This window comes from Luteibacter sp. 1214 (assembly GCF_031455395.1).
GTDB classification, from domain to species: domain Bacteria; phylum Pseudomonadota; class Gammaproteobacteria; order Xanthomonadales; family Rhodanobacteraceae; genus Luteibacter; species Luteibacter mycovicinus.
In genome coordinates this window covers 73,601-92,655 of sequence record NZ_JAVDSQ010000006.1, presented here as the reverse complement: position 1 = coordinate 92,655, position 19,055 = coordinate 73,601, and the positions used below count along the sequence as shown (strand labels likewise).

Annotated in this window: 18 protein-coding genes and 1 other RNA gene; 4 read left to right on the top strand and 15 right to left on the bottom strand. The window is 65.5% G+C overall.

What is annotated here, in order from left to right; genetic code table 11:
- Positions 1-24 precede the first annotated feature (24 nt).
- The 11 genes from J2X57_RS14435 to J2X57_RS14385 all read right to left on the bottom strand — a co-directional run bounded on the left by J2X57_RS14435 (position 25) and on the right by J2X57_RS14385 (position 9,561).
- A complete protein-coding gene (locus J2X57_RS14435) occupies positions 25-2,817 on the bottom strand; it encodes an AAA family ATPase (protein WP_309868182.1) in 2,793 nt (930 codons plus the stop codon).
- Positions 2,810-3,541, bottom strand: coding sequence for a hypothetical protein (locus J2X57_RS14430; protein WP_308846263.1), 732 nt, complete (start codon positions 3,539-3,541; stop codon positions 2,810-2,812). Before J2X57_RS14430 ends, J2X57_RS14435 begins: the two co-directional genes overlap by 8 nt.
- The gene (locus J2X57_RS14425; protein WP_309868179.1) at positions 3,534-4,844 is read right to left on the bottom strand and encodes a hypothetical protein; all 1,311 of its coding nucleotides are present in this window, start codon (positions 4,842-4,844) and stop codon (positions 3,534-3,536) included. The genes J2X57_RS14430 and J2X57_RS14425 overlap by 8 nt, the downstream gene beginning before the upstream one ends.
- 2 nt (positions 4,845-4,846) lie before the next feature.
- Positions 4,847-5,443, bottom strand: a complete 597-nt coding sequence (gene folE / locus J2X57_RS14420; RefSeq protein ID WP_043692025.1) for a GTP cyclohydrolase I FolE — start codon at positions 5,441-5,443, stop codon at positions 4,847-4,849.
- An 80-nt stretch (positions 5,444-5,523) separates the two neighbouring features.
- Positions 5,524-6,981 (bottom strand): DNA recombination protein RmuC, encoded by a 1,458-nt coding sequence (rmuC, locus tag J2X57_RS14415; RefSeq protein WP_309868176.1) that lies wholly within the window; start codon positions 6,979-6,981, stop codon positions 5,524-5,526.
- 61 nt (positions 6,982-7,042) lie between these two features.
- The gene (rpiA, locus tag J2X57_RS14410) at positions 7,043-7,699 is read right to left on the bottom strand and encodes a ribose-5-phosphate isomerase RpiA (protein ID WP_036116263.1); all 657 of its coding nucleotides are present in this window, start codon (positions 7,697-7,699) and stop codon (positions 7,043-7,045) included.
- Positions 7,696-8,154 (bottom strand): EVE domain-containing protein, encoded by a 459-nt coding sequence (locus J2X57_RS14405; protein WP_036116262.1) that lies wholly within the window; start codon positions 8,152-8,154, stop codon positions 7,696-7,698. Before J2X57_RS14405 ends, rpiA begins: the two co-directional genes overlap by 4 nt.
- On the bottom strand, positions 8,151-8,762 hold the full coding sequence (locus tag J2X57_RS14400; RefSeq protein ID WP_036116261.1) for a 5-formyltetrahydrofolate cyclo-ligase: 612 nt from the start codon (positions 8,760-8,762) through the stop codon (positions 8,151-8,153). The genes J2X57_RS14405 and J2X57_RS14400 overlap by 4 nt, the downstream gene beginning before the upstream one ends.
- A gap of 65 nt (positions 8,763-8,827) precedes the next feature.
- A non-coding RNA gene (ssrS, locus tag J2X57_RS14395) (6S RNA) lies at positions 8,828-9,011 on the bottom strand.
- Between the two features lie 7 nt (positions 9,012-9,018).
- Complete coding sequence (locus J2X57_RS14390) at positions 9,019-9,327, bottom strand: cell division protein ZapA (RefSeq protein ID WP_036116260.1); 309 nt, start codon at positions 9,325-9,327, stop codon at positions 9,019-9,021.
- Between the two features lie 9 nt (positions 9,328-9,336).
- The gene (locus J2X57_RS14385) at positions 9,337-9,561 is read right to left on the bottom strand and encodes a TIGR02449 family protein (RefSeq protein ID WP_036116258.1); all 225 of its coding nucleotides are present in this window, start codon (positions 9,559-9,561) and stop codon (positions 9,337-9,339) included.
- Positions 9,562-9,676: 115 nt separating this feature from the next.
- Here J2X57_RS14385 and J2X57_RS14380 point away from each other — a divergent pair, with 115 nt between their 5' ends.
- The 4 genes from J2X57_RS14380 to J2X57_RS14365 all read left to right on the top strand — a co-directional run bounded on the left by J2X57_RS14380 (position 9,677) and on the right by J2X57_RS14365 (position 14,364).
- A complete protein-coding gene (locus J2X57_RS14380; RefSeq protein WP_036116256.1) occupies positions 9,677-10,243 on the top strand; it encodes a UPF0149 family protein in 567 nt (188 codons plus the stop codon).
- The gene (locus J2X57_RS14375) at positions 10,240-11,532 is read left to right on the top strand and encodes an aminopeptidase P N-terminal domain-containing protein (protein WP_139382644.1); all 1,293 of its coding nucleotides are present in this window, start codon (positions 10,240-10,242) and stop codon (positions 11,530-11,532) included. Before J2X57_RS14380 ends, J2X57_RS14375 begins: the two co-directional genes overlap by 4 nt.
- Before the next feature lie 130 nt (positions 11,533-11,662).
- Positions 11,663-13,198 carry an N-acetylmuramoyl-L-alanine amidase gene (locus tag J2X57_RS14370; protein WP_309868174.1) on the top strand — a complete coding sequence of 512 codons (1,536 nt, stop codon included), beginning with the start codon at positions 11,663-11,665 and terminating at the stop codon, positions 13,196-13,198.
- Positions 13,199-13,293: 95 nt separating this feature from the next.
- Positions 13,294-14,364: a heparan-alpha-glucosaminide N-acetyltransferase domain-containing protein gene (locus J2X57_RS14365; RefSeq protein WP_309868173.1), complete on the top strand. Its 1,071-nt coding sequence runs from the start codon at positions 13,294-13,296 to the stop codon at positions 14,362-14,364.
- Positions 14,365-14,400: 36 nt separating this feature from the next.
- On the opposite strand, the gene pepQ is transcribed toward J2X57_RS14365, so the two are convergent.
- The 4 genes from pepQ to J2X57_RS14345 form a co-directional block, all read right to left on the bottom strand.
- Positions 14,401-15,720, bottom strand: coding sequence for a Xaa-Pro dipeptidase (pepQ, locus tag J2X57_RS14360; RefSeq protein ID WP_309868172.1), 1,320 nt, complete (start codon positions 15,718-15,720; stop codon positions 14,401-14,403).
- 80 nt (positions 15,721-15,800) lie between these two features.
- Positions 15,801-16,415: a hypothetical protein gene (locus J2X57_RS14355; RefSeq protein WP_309868170.1), complete on the bottom strand. Its 615-nt coding sequence runs from the start codon at positions 16,413-16,415 to the stop codon at positions 15,801-15,803.
- 58 nt (positions 16,416-16,473) lie between these two features.
- Positions 16,474-16,821: a PilZ domain-containing protein gene (locus tag J2X57_RS14350; RefSeq protein WP_036116246.1), complete on the bottom strand. Its 348-nt coding sequence runs from the start codon at positions 16,819-16,821 to the stop codon at positions 16,474-16,476.
- Positions 16,818-19,037, bottom strand: a complete 2,220-nt coding sequence (locus tag J2X57_RS14345; RefSeq protein ID WP_308852119.1) for a DUF1631 family protein — start codon at positions 19,035-19,037, stop codon at positions 16,818-16,820. Before J2X57_RS14345 ends, J2X57_RS14350 begins: the two co-directional genes overlap by 4 nt.
- Positions 19,038-19,055: the final 18 nt, after the last annotated feature.

Sequence of the window (19,055 nt, the reverse complement as noted above, 5' to 3'; positions counted from 1 at the left end):
CGGCCCCTTGTCGGGGCCGTTACGTCATGCGGCGTGTGAGCGCCGCCGCAGCACCGCCAACGGCTGCGCCCAGGTTGCGCCCGGCCGGCGCTTGCTGGTGACGAGCGTCAGCTCCGAAGGCTGGAACACGTTGACGTTATGCGTGGCCGGCGTCGTCAGGATGTACTGCGCGCGCGTGGACTTCAGGAATGCACCGACCTTGTCGATGTTGAAGATGTCCAGATGCGCGAAAGGCTCGTCGATGAACACGAATCCGCCGGGCCGGTCTTCATCGCGCATCAGCGCCACGAGCAGGAGCAGCGACTTCATCACCTGCTGGCCCCCCGAGGCTTCGCCATCGTCCATCCCGATCCAGCCCTTCTTGTCGAACTCGAAGCGCACATGCAGCGCGGCCGAGGCGAGTGCCAGATCGTCGTTGCTGAGCTCCGGAAGATCGACGTCGACGCCGATGCCCGCGAGTTCGGCAAGCACTTTCAGGTTCCGGGCGTAACGACGCACCGTGTTGCGCAAGACCTGGATATAGGCACCGCGCGCCTCGTGCGTGATGCGCGAGGCGCGCTCGAGGTGGATGCGGCGTTTCTCGAGATCGTGTCTGAGGCCTTCGTGATCGGCGAGCAGTTTCTCGCGCAGCGCGACGACGCTCGGATCCTCCTCCCAGTGGCCCTCCTCGAGGCGACGCTCGATGCGGTCGATCTCGCGACGCACGGATGCGGGCGACTCGTAACGCTCGCGTAGTGCCGCGACGGCGGCGCGGCTGCGCAAAGCCAGGGGCACATGCGCACGCTTCGCGCGGAATGCCTTCAGCCGGTCGATCTGCTCACCACGCAGCTGGTGGTACTGGCGAACGGTCTCGGCGAGTTGCTTCTGCGTCGAAAGCTGTTCGCGCGCGGCGTTGTCGCGTGCGTTCGACGTCCTGAGGCGTTTTTCGCGCACCGCTTCGTAATGCGCCTCCGCAGCGACATGGCTGTCAGCCGTCCGCTGCACGTCTTCGCGCAAGCCGGCCTGTTGCGCGTGCGCTTCGGCGAATTCGTCCGCGCGGTCGGCGAGCTGGCTGCTCGCGCTGGCGCCACGCAGGATGCCTTCGGCGTCGCTGGCGCGCGCCATGGCGTCCTTTCGCTCGGTCGCGATGTCGCGCAGTCGTGCCTCGATGTCACGCAGTTTCGCCTCACCGTCGCGCAGCTGTCGTTCGCGCGCGCCGGAACCGAAGTACATGTCATCCACGCCGAGATGGCGACCGCCGCGACGTTCGCGGAAGTAGCCCTGCGGCGTGATCCAGTCCTGATCCTTGCCCAATGTCGCGCCATCGGCGATGTCCTCGACGCGGCGGATACGGTCGAGGTTACGCAGCAGCCAGTCAGGCGGTGCGGCGGAGAACTCGACCACCTCGAGCAGCGAGCTGCGCGTGGCGCGCCCGGCGGGGGCGCGGTCGGCGACGACGAAGTGCTTGTAGCGGTGCTGCTCGCCCAGCTTCCACGCTTTCTCGCGATCGCGCGGGTCGTCGAGCAGCACCACGTGGCGATAGCCCGCGAGGACCGCTTCGACGGCCGGCTGCCAGCGTGGCTCGACGATCTCGACGATCTCGCTGAGCATGCTGTGACGAATGCCCGCCTCATCGAGGGCGCGACGGAACGAGGCTTCGAAATCCGGGGTGTAGCGTCGGCCGCTGCGCCACGCCGACAGCTGACCGGTCAGCGTCGCCAGTTCCTGGCGCAGCTTGCCTTCCTCGGTCTGCAGCAGGCTCGCCTGGGCGCGGGCATCGCGTGCGACATCGGCGAGACGTTCGTGATCGGCGCCACCCTGGGCGGCGACCATCTCGCGCAGGCGCGTCTCCTGTTTGATCAACAGATCATTCTGGGCGAGCTCGGCACGCGCCGCGTCGAGGCTCTTCTGCGTCTGCTGGCGCGCCAGGTCGGCCTCGTGCTGTTCGCCGCGAAGCGCTTCGCCCGAGGCATCGAAATCCCCGAGCTGCTTCGCGAGGTCCGCATCGCGCTGCTCCAGTTCGGCGACGCGACGTTTGACGCCGGTGAGTTGCGGACGTGCACCGCGCACGCCACCGCCCAGCTCGGCCAGCTCGGTGCGCGGAAGGATGCTCGCCACCAGATCGACGCGCTCGCTCTTGAGCGCGTTCCATTCCTGGAACGAGCGGGCGCGGCCTTCGGCCTCCTGCAGGCTCACGCCGATCAGCGAGAGCTGATGTTCGAGACCGTGCTGTTCTCGGTCGGCTTCGATCTGTTCGTTGCGTGCCCGCTGATAGTCATCGAGAACGGCCTTATCGCCGAACACGTCGAAGACCAGGTCGAGCAGCGCCTTGGGCGGCATCTGGCAGAGCTTGTCCGTGGCGCCCTGTTCGAGCGTGAGCACGCGGCGGATCGCCTGCGAAAGACCGGCGCCTTCGAGACGCACGCGGTACTCGCGAAGGCCGAGAAAATCGTTGCGCGCTTCGATCTCTTCGACACTCACGTCGCCGCCGACCACGGCGTACTGCCGCGTCCACTCGCCGCCCTTCTTCTGAATGCGGCAGGCGAGGGTGACCTCACGGTCCATCAGCGGGAAGAACGGACGCTCGCCGCTCGGTCCGGGGATATTGCCGACGCGGGCGCGCAGCCACGCGAACGGCTTGCCGTTGTGGCGGAGGTAGCTCTTGTAGTCGCGATTGCCCGCGCAGTCGATCGTCAGCAACGTGCGCAGCGCGTCGAGCAGCGTCGTCTTGCCGGAGCCATTCGGGCCCACGACGGTGACGATGTTGGTGTCGAGCGGCAGGCTGAAGCGCTGCCAGTAATCCCAATGGACGACTTCGAGGCTGCGGAAATCAAACATCGGTGTTTTCCTCGGTGTCGTCGATCACGTCGTCGTCGCCCGGCTCGTCCGGATCGTCGGTGTCGTCATGGTGCGACCGGACCGGCGCGCGTGCCGCAGCATCGGACAGGAGGTCGCCCAGTGCGCCGTCGAGGATGCGGCGAGCGGTGCGTTCGTAATCGAAGGCGAGATCCAGCAGCGGACCCTCGGCCACTTCGCCCTTGCGACGGATGATGAAGCCCAGGCGGTTCAGCGTGCCGAGGTTGAAACCGACGCGCGTCTTGCCGCCCAGCTTGTCACCGAAATCGGCGAGGAGGGTACGCTCGGCGATCACTGGCGACACGGCGGGGTCGCGCGGGATCGGTTTCTCTTCCGCGAACATCTGGCTCTGCGAGGCGGCGGCTTCGGCCTCCTGGCGCTCCACCTGCCGCTGGCGCTTGGGCAGCACGATGAGGGCCCAGACCACGACCAGCAGCGCGACGCCGTCGCGGTCGAGTTGCAGGGTGTTGGAGATCCAGCTGTCGCTGCCGCCGAAGACGGCGCGCTCGCTCTTGCGCGCCACGGCAAGGCCGATGTACGCGGCATAAGGGTGTTCGCGCAGTTCGAGGCCGACCGCTTCGAGCCGGCGGTCGAGTTCTTCGCGGTATCCCTCGTCGAGCAGTGCCTTGCGGGCCTGCACGTCGTCGCGTGGCAACCAGCGCTGTGACAGCAGCCGGGTTACGAGGGTGGCGGTATCGTCATGCATCGGCGGTGTCCTTGGCGGCGTCGCGTGGACGCAGGCGTCCCGCGCTGACCAGCGCGATCTGGGGCAGGTCGGTTTCGATGAGCAGGGGCTCGATCTCGAGCGCGAGCGGTAGTCGCGCGAGATCGGCGGTGCCCCCTTCGAGGGCGGCGGACTCGGGATCGCCGAGCAGGCCGAGCAGCGAGAGCCGGTACGCGGACAGGGCGTAGTCGTCGCCGATCAGGGTGTCCGACAGTTCGCGCGGCTCGGTGATGGCGGCCAGTTCGATGCTCCAGTCTTCGAGGAATCGCAGGTCTTCCTCGTCCATCGGCAGGTCGGCGGCATCGGGTGGTTCTTCCGCGCCGGGCAGGGCGGTGACCTCGGCGGCAAGACGCTCACGCTCCAGCAGCTCGAACTCCGCCACGTCGAGGGCGATCTGATCGTGGATGAACGGCGCAGGCAGCGGCAGCAGCAGCTGCCCGTCTTCGAAGGAAGCCAGTGCATCGATGTCCTGGACGCGCAGCCAGCCGACCAGGTCCGACGAGGACAGGCCGGTGCGTCCCAGGTGCACACGATGCTGGTCGATCTTGTTCAGTTCGCGCTGGAACGTGCCCGCCTGACGCAGCAGCGCGCTCTGGGCGCGACCCACGGCCTGGGCGAGCCGGTGCGCCGCCGGCTCGAGCTCGTCCTTTTCGGTGATGCCGGCGACGACCTCGGTGCCTTTCTCGACCCAGGTCCACACGGAATCCAGACGTTCGGCGGCGCGGCGGATACGGTGCTCCGAGCCGGACAACACCGCGCGGTCGAAGTCTTCCTTCAGCTCCGTCAGGCGCGAAAGCAGATGGCCGAGCTCGTCGACGGACACACGGCCCACCGCCTGACCGGCAGCGAGCTGCGCGGTGAGGTAACCGAGACCGTCGTCATCGTCGTTCTCGAACTCGAGCATCACCGCCAGCGCGGCGAGCGCCTTACGACCGAGCGGGCCGACGCGATAACGCTGGATCTCCGCGTCGTAGACGAGCAGCTCGTGGTCCTTGAGTCGCTGAACCACCGTTTCGAGCTTTACCGTGTCGACGAACGCCAGGTTGTCGCGGATTTCCTGCGGCGTCCATTCCGTCGCGTGAGAGCGTGCGCCGATCGTGCGCAGCACGAGCAGGCGCAACAGCACCTGCGCCTCGCTCCCATGAAACAGCGCGGAAAACGCGCGCAGCAAGCCGCGACCGCGCAAGAGCGGAAAAACGGTGGGGAGGTCCTCGGCGACGACGCCGTCGCGGAAGAGATCCTGCAGGCGTTCGTCGTGGACGTGGGTATCGAGCGGGCCGCTCAAGGTCAGCGACGGTCGACGCCGACGAAGCGAAGGAACTCGCCCCGTGTGCGTGGATCTTCGCGGAAGCTGCCGAGCATCTGGCTGGTGATCATCGACACGCCACGCTTGTGCACACCACGGGTGGTCATGCATTCGTGACTGGCGTCGATGACCACACCGACGCCGCGCGGACGCAGCGTGTCTTCGATGCAATGCGCGATCTGGGCGGTGAGCTTTTCCTGGACCTGGAAGCGACGGGCGAAACCATCGACCACCCGGGCCAGCTTGCTGATGCCGACGACGCGGTCGGTCGGCACGTAACCCACGTGCGCGCGGCCGATGATCGGCGCCATGTGATGCTCGCAATGGCTTTCGAACTCGATGTCGCGCAGGACGATCATTTCGTCGTAACCGGCCACTTCCTCGAAGGTGCGGCGCAGGTACTCGGCGGGATCTTCGTCGTAGCCCTTGAACCAGTCGCCATAGGCCTTGACCACGCGCTTGGGCGTGTCGAGCAGGCCTTCGCGGTTCGGATCCTCACCTGCCCAGAGCAGCAGGGTGCGTACGGCTTCTTCCGCCTGTTCGCGGCTGACCGGACGGGACTTGGCGTCGTCGCTCATCGGGGGAGGTTCCTTAACGGTGCAAACGACGATTGTAACGTGGGAGCAGGCCTGCTCGCGATGGCCCGGAAGGCCCCGGCTCAGTCCGAGGTGTCGTCCGCGGTCGCGTCTGGCTCATCGGCCGCACCCAGATCCAGCAGCTTCTGCGACTCTTCGCCACCCAGCGATTCGACGCCGCGGAGCTTGCGCTCGATGGCGCGGGTGCGGACCCCCGCGTTCTTGATGCTGTTGGTCGCCGAATCGAGCTGTTTCTGGGTGCGTTCCAGGACCGTGGCGAACTTGCCGAACTCGTTCTTGACCGCCGCCAGCACCTGCCAGACCTCGGACGAGCGCTTCTGGATGGCCAGGGTGCGGAAGCCCATCTGCAGGCTGTTGAGCAGGGCGGTGAGCGTGGTCGGGCCGGCAACGGTAACGCGATGGTCGCGCTGCAACTGGTCGGACAGCCCCGGCCGGCGGATGACCTCGGCGTACAGGCCTTCGGTGGGCAGGAAGAGAATAGCGAAGTCCGTGGTATGCGGCGGAGCGACGTACTTCGTGCGAATCCGCTTGGCTTCTTCCCGCACCCGTAGTTCAAGGGCCTTGCCGGCGACGAGCGCGCCTTCGACGTCCGCCGCGTCCTGGGCGTCCAGCAGACGCTGATAATCCTCGATCGGGTATTTCGCGTCGATCGGCAGCCATACCTGGGCGCCGTCATCGTCGGCGCCGGGCAGGCGGATGGCGTATTCCACGCGCTCGGCCGAACCGGGCACCGTGGCCACGTTGGCCGCGTACTGTTCGGCGATGAGAATCTGTTCGAGCAGGGCGCCCAGCTGGACTTCGCCAAAGGTGCCGCGGGTCTTCACGTTGGTCAGCACGCGCTTGAGATCGCCGACGCCCGTGGCGAGGGCCTGCATTTCGCCGAGGCCGCGCTGAACGGCTTCCAGGCGCTCCGACACCAGCTGGAAGGACTGGCCGAGGCGGGTTTCGAGCGTGGATTGCAGCTTCTCATCCACGGTGGCGCGCATCTGCTCGAGCTTGGCCGCGTTGTCCTGCTGGATCGCGCCCAGACGGGTTTCCAGCGTGGCGCGCACTTCGGTCAGGCGCTTCTCGTTATCCAGGGTAAGCGCGGCGAAGCGCTGGTCGATCAGTTCGCCGAAGTGCTTCAGGGTAACGGCGGACTCTTCGCGGGTCTTGCGCGAGTCGTCGGCCAGGCCCTGGCGAAGCGACTGCAGGCCGAGATCCGTGCGTTCAGTGAGCTGGTCGAGTCGCTTGCCGAAGGCTTCGATGCGCTCGTGCTGGCGCTCGGCCGCGAGTTGCAGCTGTTCCTGCACGTGGCCGCGGAACTGGCCGAAACTCTCGCCGAGTTCGCCACGGCCGGCGCGCTGTTCGTCGCGCAGCACGGACTCGAGGCGGCGCGTGTCGTCGCGCAGTGCGTCCAGCTTCGCGGCACTGCCGTCGTCCTGTTGTCTGCCGTTGCGGGACATCAGGACGAAAAGCAGCGCCAGGCACGCCAGAACGGCGACCAGCAGGATGATAAGTAGGATGGATTCGAGGGTCATGGGGCGAGAGGGTACCTGTGTTCGCGATGATCCGCAGGCGCCAGGCTATCGCCTGGCCTTCTCAGATCTCGCGATTGCCCACGATCACCACATCGGCGGGCCGCTTCGCAAACAACCCCACAGCCACCACGCCGACGATCTGATTCAGATCCGCTTCCAGTTCCACGGGATTCGCGATGCGCCAGTTGTGCACGTCGAGGATCCAGTTGCCGTTGTCGGTCACGACGCCATCGCGCCACACCGGCTGACCGCCACGCGCGACGATCTCGCGCGCCACATGGCTACGCGCCATCGGGATCACTTCGATGGGTAGCGGAAACTTGCCCAGCACATCGACCTGCTTGCTCGCATCGATGATGCAGACGAATTTGTCGGAGGCGGCGGCGACGATCTTTTCGCGCGTGAGCGCGGCACCGCCACCCTTGATCAGGCGTCGCTGCGGATCGCACTCGTCGGCGCCGTCGACATAGAGGTCGAGGCGGCCGGCGGCGTTGAGGTCCAGCACGTCGATACCGAGCTTGCGCAGGCGATCGCTGGAGGCTTCGGAGCTGGAGACGGCGGCCTTGATCCGGTCGCGGTACTGGGCCAGTTCGTCGATGAAGAAGTTCACGGTGGAACCGGTACCCACGCCGATGATGCCGCCCTTGAAACGGCCTTCACCCACGTAGCGGAAGGCGGCGGTTTCGGCGGCAAGGCGCTTCTCGTTGTCCTGGCTCATGCTTTTTCCAGCTTGAGGATGAAATCCCAGTCGCCTTTGGCCACCGGCATCACCGACAGCCGGTTGCCCTTGCGGACCAGCGGCATGTCCGCCAGTTCGTCACGGTTTTTCAGTTCGTCCAGCGAGATGGTGCGTGCGAGCTTGCGCTCGAACTTCACGTCGACCAGCATCCAGCGCGGTTCTTCGCGCGTGCTCTTCTCGTCGTAATACTTGGACTTGGCGTTGAACTGGCTCTCGTCCGGATACGCGGACGAAGCCACCGATGCGATGCCCACGATGCCGGGTACGTCGGTATTGGAGTGATAGAAGAAGATCTTGTCGCCGACCTTCATCCCGTCGCGCATGAAGTTGCGCGCCTGATAGTTGCGCACCCCGTCCCAGGGCTCGACACCCTTGCGTTTCAGATCGTCGATCGAGAAGGTGTCCGGCTCGGACTTCATGAGCCAGTACTTCATTCGGCGGCGCCCGTGCAGTCGATGAGCTCCTTGTCGGTGGCGATGTAGTCGAGCGGGATATCCCACTCGGCCCTCTCGATACCGTCGAGTTCCTGGAAGTCATAAGCCACGCCGACCAGCAGGGGCTGTGCCGGGCGCTTCTGATCGCGCAGGAATTCGAAGCTGCGGTCGTAGTAGCCGCCGCCGAAGCCGAGGCGGTTGCCCTTGCGGTCGAAGCCCAGCAGCGGCACCAGCACGAGGTCCAGCTTCGCGGCCTCGACGACGTGCCCGGAGGCTTTCGGCTCGGGGATGCCCATTTCGTTGGCCTCGACATCCTCGCCCGTGGTCCACGGTGCGAAGGTCAGACGGCGCTTGCCACCCGACTTGGTCACGATGGGCAGGTAGAACGTCTGCCCGCGCTCGGCGAGCGGGGCGATGGCCAGGTTCAGCGGCAATTCGCCGCCCGTAGCCCAGTAGCCGGCGACGTGCTTGTCGGTGAGGAATTCCGGCAGCTGTTCGAGCGAATGGCGCAGGCCCTGGGCCGCGGCGACACGCTCGGCCGGCTTCAGCTGGCGTCGGCGCTGGACGAGGTCGGCTCGAAGTTCGCGTCTCTCGGGGAGCTTTGACATGGGACGATCAGCCGCGGTGGGGGCGCTGACCGGCCCCTGCGGACCGACCGGCTAAATAGGGAGAGGCGTTCTCCGCGATGCCGCTGCGCACCAAACGACCTTGATCCAAAGGATCAGGTGGGAGAGCTAGGCGGCATCAAGGCTTTCCGCACGAAGGCGGACATGCACAACAGCCACCAAAAGCCGACCCGGGGTCGTATGTAGGAACAAGGCAAATGTAAAGTGCGCTGGCGAACACCGCAGGGAACGCCTGCCGTCATTTTACCGGTGCGTCGAGCAGACCATCAAGCTTTCTGCGCAAAGCGGCCAGTCCGTCGGTCAGCACCTGTTCCTGCGAGCCGTGCTCCTTTCTGAGCGAAAGCAGCTCGTGGGCGATGCTGACGGCGGCCAGGACGGCCAGGCGATCGAAGCCAGGCGCCTTGGAATGCGACTTCAGCTCACGCATCTTGCCGTCGAGAAACCGGGCGGCGTCGATCAGGCCGTCACGTTCCTCCGGCGCGCACGCGATGTGAAACTCGCGATCGAGCAGGCGCAGGGATACCGGTTCGCTGGCGGTGGCATTCATAAGGAGGTATCAGCCCGTGTTCTCGAGCGCCTTGAGGCGCTGGATCATCGCTTCCACGCGGCTGCGCGCCTGTTCATTGCGCGCCATCAGCCCCGCACGTTCGTTCGCCAGCTGTTCCTGGCTGTGCCGCAGACTGCGGTTTTCCTCGGTAAGACGGCGAACGGTGTCGACGAGCCGGTCGAGCGTGGCGCTCAGGGCTTCCAGTTCAGTCTTGAAGGCGTCCGGGTTCGTCATGCGCGGACTATAACAGGACGTTTTCGCGCTGTCGGCAATCCGTGAAGCGGAAGGCAGGCGCAGCGTGAAGGCGGCTGCATTAGACTGACCGCTCAGTTTCCCAGGAGTATCCGCCATGTCGGCCAACCAGACCGTCGATCCGGAAGAGATCGCCGAACTCATCGCCCGCTGCAAGCTGTCCATATCGGTCAGTGAATTTCATGGCTCTCTCGTGGGTTACTTAAGTGCCGGCGGCCGTTTCCCTCACGGCTCCGTGCTGTCCGCCCTCGAATTCGAGCCCGATCCCGCACCCAATGCGGACGAGCAGGCCATGCTGACCCGGCTGCGTCATCAGACGGAAGAGTGGCTGGCCGACCCCGAGCTGACCTTTTCGCCGTGGCTTCCCGATGACGACGCACCCGTGCCGGAACGCGCGGAGGGCCTGACCGATTGGGTCCAGGGCTTTCTAGGCGGTTTCGGCCTCGGCGGCTCGGTCGAAGTCAACCGGGGCATGAGCGATGACGCCAAGGAAGTGCTGCAGGACATGGCCGGCATCGCCACCACGGAGTTCGAGTTCGACGCGGACGACGACGTCAACGACGAAAGCCTGACCGAGCTCGAAGAATTCGTCCGCGCTGGCGCCATGCTGCTGCACGCCGAACTCAGCCGCGCCTCCCGACCGGCCAACGACACCCTGCATTGATTGCCGCGGCCGAGTACGCCCGGCGGCGCCGGGAGCTGATGCGTATGACCGGTGAGGACGCGGTGGTGATCCTTGCCGCCGCTCCCGAGCGAATGCGCAATGCCGACGCCCCGTGGCCCTACCGACAGGACTCGGACTTTCATTACCTCACCGGCTTCGATGAGCCGGAAGCCGTGCTCGCCCTGCTGCCGGGGCGAGCGCACGGCGAAACCGTGCTGTTCTGCCGCGAGCGCGATGCCGAGCGCGAGCGCTGGGATGGCGAGCGCATGGGCACCGATCGTGCGGCGCGCGAACTTCGTCTGGACGATGCCTTCCCCATCGACGATATCGACGACATCCTTCCGGGGATGATCGAGGGGCGCGCGCGGGTCTACTGCCATTTCGGTCAGGAGCCCGACTTCGACGCACGGCTGCTCGCGTGGATGCGTCGTTTACGCACCGCACGTGGCGGCGGCGTGGTGCCGAAAGACCTCGTCGCGCTCAGCCATCTGCTGCACGACATGCGGCTCTTCAAGTCGAAAGACGAACTGGCATTGATGCGTCGCTCGGCGGAGGTGGCAGGGGCGGCGCACGTTGCGGCCATGGCGATTGCAAGGCCCGGTGTCGCTGAATACGAAATTGAAGGTGAGATCCTTCGCACCATTCGCGGCCAGGGTGCGTTTCCCGCCTTTCCTCCGACGGTGGCTGGTGGCGCCAACGCCTGCATCATGCATTACCAGGCCAATCGTGCGGTTCTGCGCGAGGGCGATCTGCTGTTGATCGATGCGGGTGCTGAAGTCGATTGCTATGCGTCCGACATCACGCGTACGTTCCCCGTCGGTGGTCGTTTCACGACGGAGCAGCGCGCGCTGTACGAGATCGTGCATGAAGCGCAGCTGGCGGCGATCGATGCGGTGCGCCCGGGGCGTTCCTTTGCCGACTCGCACGACGCGGCCGTGCGCATTATCGCCGAGGGTCTTTGCGCTGTCGGGATACTCAAGGGCGGCGCCGACCGCGCGATTGCGGAAGGCAGCTATAAGCCGTACTTCCCGAGCAAGACGGGGCACTGGCTCGGTCTCGATGTCCACGATGTCGGCGACTATCGCATCGATGGGGAGCCGCGCATTCTCGAAGAGGGCATGGTCGTCACGGTCGAGCCGGGTATCTACGTGCCGCCTGACGACAAGCGAGTCGATGGACGATGGCGGGGTATCGGTGTCCGCATCGAGGATGACGTGGCGGTCACGAAGGGCTCGCCGGATGTGATGACGGCGATGGTGCCGAAATCACCGGATGCGCTGGAGCGCTGACCAACTGCGGGCGTGGCTTACGTGGCCAGAGCGTTTGCGCCCGTAACGACGCAGGCGCGGCCGATGCCGTTAAAAAAGTTAAATGTCGAGTATGGACAGGCCGCATATGCGGCCTGCCAGGAATGTCGACATGCATCACTTTTATTGGGCCTTCCGCTCGACCCTCCGCGAGAAAGCTATTTGCGCATTCATGATTTCTGGATTGCTTGTAGCTTCTCCCTCATTTGCCCAGGACCAGATCCCACCCACAACTCCGCTGACCGACGTGCAGTGGCAGCAGCTTGAGAAAGCCATAGGCGAGCGAGTCAACGAGATAGCCAACAGCCGCGAGTTTTTCGAAGAGGTCACCCGGCCTGTGACTATCCGGACTTCCCTGGATCGTTCTTCAAACTCCGTGATCCTCGAGCTTGATGAGAGCTTCGGTCGTTATGTCGGTGGATTGGAGCTCGAGGACATGCAGGGTTGGATAAGGACCGGCCTCGAAGACCTGACTGATAAAATTCCTGGATTTACTTTCGTAGACTGGAGAATTGGCGGTCGAGATATGGACTATTGGTTCAATAAAGCCGTCCCCCTCACGAATACCGTCACTCCATCCCAGACAATGCAGCGTGCCGACGCTGATCAGGCCGCAAAGGTAGTAGTCGCTGCGGGTCATGGTGCGTACCTTCATGGGAAATATGGCTGGACCATGCAGCGCGAACGCATAAATGGGGTGCTCGAAGACGAAATAACTCAGGATTTTGCTGAGTACCTTGCTCAGTTCGTTGCGCCAAGTGGTGTGGAGGCGGTGAGGGTTCGTGGTGGCCGAGTCAGCTTGGTGCACGAACCTAGCGGTCTGCCATGGCGGAGTGTCGCTGCCAGGTACTTTCTCGAAAACTGGAGGCCGGAGAATCCGGAAATCTGGGGTACGAGTCCAGAAGACAAAGATCCGCAGCGGGAGCGATTTCAAGACATCAGAAGTCGACCACTGTACGCCAACTTCATTGGTGCTGACGCTGCGGTCCATATCCATACGAACGCTAGCGCGCCATCCGCCACGGGCACCCGAGTCATCGTGCATCCCGGGCGAGAGAAGGACCAAAAGCTAGCGGAACTGACGCTTTGCAGTATGAAGGAATCGTTAGGATCCGACCCCCGATACGCAAGCTACTCGGTCTCACGTGCGCCGACGGGCGATCCTTCAAAAGGTGAAAATCGATACGCCAAGGTTCCATCGATGATCGTGGAAGTAGGCTTCCACACCAATACGAACGATGCGAAGCTTCTGCAGGAAAGGGATTTTCAAAGGCTCTCAATGAGAGGCGTTGCAAAAGGATTGCGGCTATTTCGGGATGGCGCGTCGTGCGCTCCTTTCCTGGTCCAAGAGCAGCCCCCCTTTACCGCAAACCTTGGAAAGGATGCTTGGATGTCTGTTTCACTTTCCGGGAATCCCGTCTACCCCGTCGATATCAGGGCGACGCAACTTCATTGCGGGCAGGTGAAGTGTCGTACCAAGGCTAAGATGGTGCACAGCAAGAAGGAAGCTGACGCCTATCGTTTCAATCATTTGTGCTGGCGCGGCGACGAGAAAGGGCCCGTCGAATTCACCGTCGAGGCTCGGGATCTCGATGGCGTGTGGACGCCGTCGGTCACGTACCAGGTAAAGTGTGTAAAGCCCGGTTGAAATCCGGGGTATCGGCATGAGCCGACGGAGACGATCTGCTCGTGCCCTGTCGGGGTTATCCTTCCGCTTTCCTACAGGCGCAAGCGTATCCCCGAATGACGCAGAACACAGTGCGCTATGGTTCCGTCGATGTCCTTCGCGGCCTCACCGTCGCGGCCATGCTTCTGGTTAACGACCCCGGCGACTGGGGCCACGTCTGGTGGCCGCTCGAGCACGCCGAATGGAACGGCTGCACACCCACCGATCTGGTCTTTCCACTGTTCCTCTTTATCGTCGGCGTATCGATCGCGCTGGCGATCGTGCCGCGTGTCGAAGCTGGCGCCGTGCAGGCGCCGATCCGCGATGCCGCCCTTCGCCGTGCGCTGCGTATCGTCGGCCTGGGACTGGCGTTGAACCTCATCGGGTGGCTCGCCATTCCGGAGGCGCATCTGCGTCTTCCGGGCGTTCTGCAGCGGATCGGTATCTGTTTCGCTTTCGCTTCGTTGCTAGCGATCTACGCACGGGCAGTGACTCGGGACATCGTCTGCGTTGGACTGCTCGTTCTGTACGGGAGACTGTTGCTGACTGGTGGCATGTCGCCCTGGACCAACTGGGTGAGTCAGGTCGACAGCATGGTATTCGGACCCTTCGTTTACGTCATCGATCCCGCGACGGGGCGTGGTCACGATCCGGAGGGCTTGCTTGCGACGCTTCCGTCGCTGGCGACCACGTTGATCGGCATGCGCGCCGGGGCGTGGTTGCGCACGGGCGCGCTGCGAAAGCTGCTTGTGGCCGCCGTCGTATTCGCTGCGGCGGGCTGGCTTCTGCAAGGGGTCTGGCCGTTCAACAAGAACCTGTGGACACCGAGCTATGTCCTGTGGACCGCCGGGGTGTCGTTCGCACTGTTGTCCCTGGCTCATGTTCTGGTGGATCAGCGTGGCTGGCGCCTGCCGGGTCGCGCCTTTGGCAAGAACGCCATTGCGGCTTATGCGGGTTCCGGGCTGATGGTTTACCTGCTGATCGCCCTGGGTGTCACGGCGCCGCTGTACCGCATCGTTTTTGCGTCGTGGATGACGCCGCTGTTCGGCCCGTATGTTCCGTCGGCGGCGTGGGGTGTGGTGTTCGTGGCGATCTGGTGGGGCGTGGTGCGCTGGATGGATCGGCGCGGGATCTATCTGAAGGTGTAGCGCGCGACCGTCGTGCGGTCGCGCGCAGGCGCGCTCCTACAGGAGGGCGAAGGCGTCGCGGGTCAGGTTTTCCGGCTCGCTCGCGGTGCAGACCACGTCGTCTTCGATGCGGATGCCGCCGTATTTGCGGAAGGCGTCGACCCTGGTCCAGTCGATGTCGCCCGAGAACGGCTTGTCCTTCAGTTCGGCCAGCAGCATGTCGATGAAGTAGATGCCCGGCTCGATGGTGACGACCATCCCGGCTTCGAGTTTGCGCGTCAGACGAAGGTACGGATGACCTTCGGGCTTGGCGATCGTGCCACCCGTCTCCGCCGCCTGGAAGCCGCCGACGTCGTGCACCTGCATGCCGATGCCGTGACCCAGCCCGTGCGGGAAGAAGGCGGACGATACACCCGATTCGACCGCGCTCTCGGCGCTCATGCGAATGAAGCCGTGCTCACGCAAGACGCCCGCGAGCACGTGGTGTGCATGGACATGCAACTCCGGATAGCTCTGCCCCGCACGGACCCTGGCGACGAACGATTGCTCGGCGGCATCGACGGAATCGATCAGTGCCTGGAATTCACCCGCGTTCTTGCCTGCATACGTGCGCGTGATGTCGCTGGCGTAGCCGGACGCGCTGGCACCGGCGTCGATCAGGAACGAGCGGCTGTCGGCCGGCGCGCTGCGGTCGAAGTTCGTGTAATGCAGGACGGCGCCGTGCTCATTGAGCCCGACGATGCTGGCGTAAGGCAGCTCCGCGTCGAGCTGGCCGACGGCGGCCAGATAGGCCTGATGGATGCCCAGTTCGCTGGCTCCGTCCCGGAAGGCACGCTCGGCGGCGCGGTGACCACGCGTGCCCCGACGGCTGGCCTCGCGCATGAGTTCGAGTTCATACGGCGTCTTGAACGCACGGTGATAGTGCAGGTGGTCGATGACCTCGGGCGGGTTGTTCGCCACGATGTCCTGAAGGCCGCAATGCTGATCGCCGATCACCGCGCTGCGTGCGAGTCCCGGCAGCTCGGCGATGGCGTCGGCCGCCTTGCGCACCACGACGATGTCGAAGTGGTCGACCCAGTAACCGGTCGGCGCTTCGGGCACCACGTGCCAGTAGTCACGCGGCTGCAGGAAGACCAGCTTCGGTTTTTCGCCCGGGGTGTAGACCAGCCAGCTACCCGGCGCGTCGACCAGTGGCAGCCAGTGCTTGAAGTGCGGATTGACGATGAACGGGTAGTCCTGGTCGTCCAGGAACTTGGTGATCGGCCGGCCGGCGGGCACCACCAGATGCTCGAAGCCGCCGCGCGCCAGGGCGGTGTCGGTGCGCTCGCGCAGGGTCGCGAGGTGCTGGGGGTAAAGCGCGGCAAGCGCGTCGTTCATCGTGATCTCCGGGGAAGGGGAGTGGGACAAACGTCAATGGTGCGCCTCCGTGCGCACCTAGCCAACCCCGGGGAGCGCTATCAGCCCCGGGCGAAGACCACGGCGTAGTCGCTGGCCAGATCGCCGAGCCGGTGGCGGAGCAGCGTCGCCGCGTGATCGGCGCCCGCGCCGGTGAGGGACCGCACATGGGCGCCGTAGAGGGTGATGGCGAAATGGCCCACCGCGAAGTCGTGACCGGGGGAGCGCCACTGGGTCAGCGGGGTCCAGTTGGCGCAGGAGGGGCAGGCCACGTAGGCGGAATCGGGCGCTTCGCACCACACCGCCAGGGCTTCCTCGAGGGCTTCGCTGCCATCGTCGCCGGGCGCGAGCGGCTGATTGCATTCGGGGCAGCGGATGCAGAAGCTGCCGTCATAGGGGCAGAAAATGCCATTCTCACGGCCACCGTCGATCAGTACGGCGCCGCCCGTGCCGTCCTCACGCCAGCGATGACCGCTGGCATGCAGGCCGATCGCACGCACGCCGCTCTCGGCGAACAGCGGATCGTCGAGCACGGGGAAACAGGGGTCGGACGGGTTCGATGGCAGCGGCGCGATACTGCCTTCGCCGACCAGGCGGCGATACAGCTCGACGGCGGCGGCCGCGGCATCGTCGCGTTCGAGTTCGGTATCGACCAGGATCGTGGTGGCGTCGCTCATAAGGAGCGATGTTGACTCTCCGCGCGGGGCGTCGTAAAGCATGGACAAATGGCTCCGTTCAGTCCGGTGGCGGTCCGATCCACTCGTCGATGGCGCGGACGTCGTCGTCGCTCGCGGCCACGATGCGGTAGCCGGACCAGAACTGGCCGGCGGCGGCCGCCGGTTCGTGCCACTGTTCCTGGAGGCCGATCTCGACGCGATGCTCGCCATGCTGGGCGCCCGGCAGCATGAAAGCCACCTGGTGGACGGCACCGCTGCGCGGCGCATGAGGGCCCAGCAGCATCAGTCCCGTGGCCGAGAGATTGCCGAGCTGGCCGATCACGCGCTCGGTCATGACGTCCACGATCGGTATGGGTGAAGTGGCTCGCTTGCGCGGTGCGCGACGTTGTTCGAAATCGCGGTTCATGCGTGGCCCGCCTTGCGCCGGGTGTCGTCACTGTCGCGGCGCAGGTTGCGCGCGATGGCCTGCCAGGCCCGATCGATCAGCGACACACGTTGCTCCCTCCACTCACGCGCTTCGTTCGTGGCGACGAGGCGGGCCAGGCGGGTAAGGTCGATATCGTCGGCACGGCCGCCGCGCTGGTTCACGAACAGGCAGCGGCCGGTGGCTGGCGAGAACCACGCCAGTTTGCGCCGGGTCTGGCTGCCGTCCGGCTGGGTGAATTCGAACCAGGTACCGAAGCGAAGCGTGGCGAAACCGTCGTAGACGCGCCGCGCGGCGCCGTCCATGGGCGTCGGCTCGACGGCGGGGACCGGTTCGCCGTGCGCCGTGCCTTCGCCAAGGCGCGGCCGCTGCTTCAGGCGTACGGCCACGTCGGTCGGCGTGAGATCGGCATCGGTCGCTTCGCGTCCCGACGGCTCGAACAGTCCGCCAGCGACCTGCCGCGCTTCCGCGGGATGCATGCCCAGATGTTCCAGTCCCCGTTCGACTTCGACGCGCAGCTTCTGCACATCGGCGATCGGTCGGCGTCCGAGCAACTGATCGGTGACACCGAGGCAGTGAAGAAAGGCTTCACCGTTCTCGCCACCACGCAGGATGTGCAGCGCGAGTACGTCGGCCCAGGTGCGTTCCAGCAGGATGCGCAGGACACCGCGTGGCGGCGCGTCGCCGGTCATGCGCTCACCCATGATCTCGGTGGCGCGCTGGCGCGCCCGCTCGAGACGGTCGCGACCTTCCATCGCTTCGATCTGCCGGCGCTCGGCGACATGCGCCTTGCGTGCCAGCATGGCGATCTGCTGCTCGATGTCCGCGCGCCACGCGGGGTCGATTACCTGCGCGTGGCTGGCTTCCACGACGAGTCGCTCGAGGCGGTCGACCAGTGCCGCATCCGGCTCGCCTTCCGTCGGATCGAGCCAGTGGTGTGCGGCCTCGCTCACCGTGTCGAGCAGCTGGCGCGCCGGATGTTCGGGCTGGTCGAAGAAGCCGCGATCGTTGACGGCGGCACGCAGCATGGGCCACTGCAGTCCACCCAGGACGGCGCGCGCCGGACTGGCGGCGGCGACCTGCTGGCCCAGGTTCTGGAAGAGGAGGGCGGTGAGTTCCACCGTGTCGCCCTGTTCCTGCGACAGCTCGGCAAGCGGGGAGCCGGCCGGCCGGCTGCGGTTGAGCTGGGTGAGCAGTTCGTCGCGCAAGGCCTGGGCGCTACGGATTTCCCGCTGCGCCGCGTCGGTGACGTCACTCACGTGACCTTGCAGGGCGAACAGCGCGGTCTGCAGTTCGTCGTCGGAGGCCAGACGGCCTGGAGCGAAACCGGCGCCACGTCCGGTCTGCACGCGCGTGGTCAGCAGGTTGCGCAGACTTTCGAGCACTCCGATGTGGCCCTCGGCGGTCGCCGTGGGCGCGGCGGATGCATCGTGCGTCGTCGCGGTTGCCGCCGCGGGCTCGCCGGGTTTCGACCGGCGCTCGGTCGCCGGCGTGGATGCGACCCGCACGTTGGGGTAGACACGGAATCCGGGCAGGATGCCACGTGTACGGTAGTGCTCGTTGAGCGCTCCGTAGAACGATTCGCTCTGCGCCAGCACGCGTGCGTCCACCGCGTGGAACAGCAGGAGGCGATGGGCGGTGGTCAACGGCATCGGCTTGACCGCGGCGTTCAGTGCGGCGGCCAGTGCGCGCGGCCCGGCGGGCAGCGCCTCGCCTTCCAATGGCGGGGTTCCCGCCAGCACCGCGAGGCGGTAACCCAGTTCGAACAGGCTGCTGGCGCTGCGCGCTTCACCGCGGGCAGCCATGCTGGCCAGTGCGTCCTCGATTTCCTGCTCTTCGGGATCGACGAGGCTGAGCCCCGTGGTCAGCTGACCGGCCAGAGACGGTTTGTGCTCCGCGCTCTCGCCCAGATGGCGGAAGCGCTCCGACAGGCAGGCCGCGAAACGGTTACGGAACGCCGGGCCATCGCGTTCGACGATGGTGCGGCTCTCGAAGCACGCTTGTTGCTCGAGATGGTTGCGGCTGCTCTCGGCGGACGCGAACAGGCGCCGGTCGAAATCGCGCAGCGACTCCCGCAAGGGCATGTCCAGCCACGTCAGGCAAAGCGACAGACCCTGCTGCGCTTCGCGCTCGGCGCGCGGCGACAGGGCGACGGGATGCGGTCCCGTCCGGCCGTACGGCGGCGTGCCTGGTGTCATGACTTAAGGTCCTCCCCG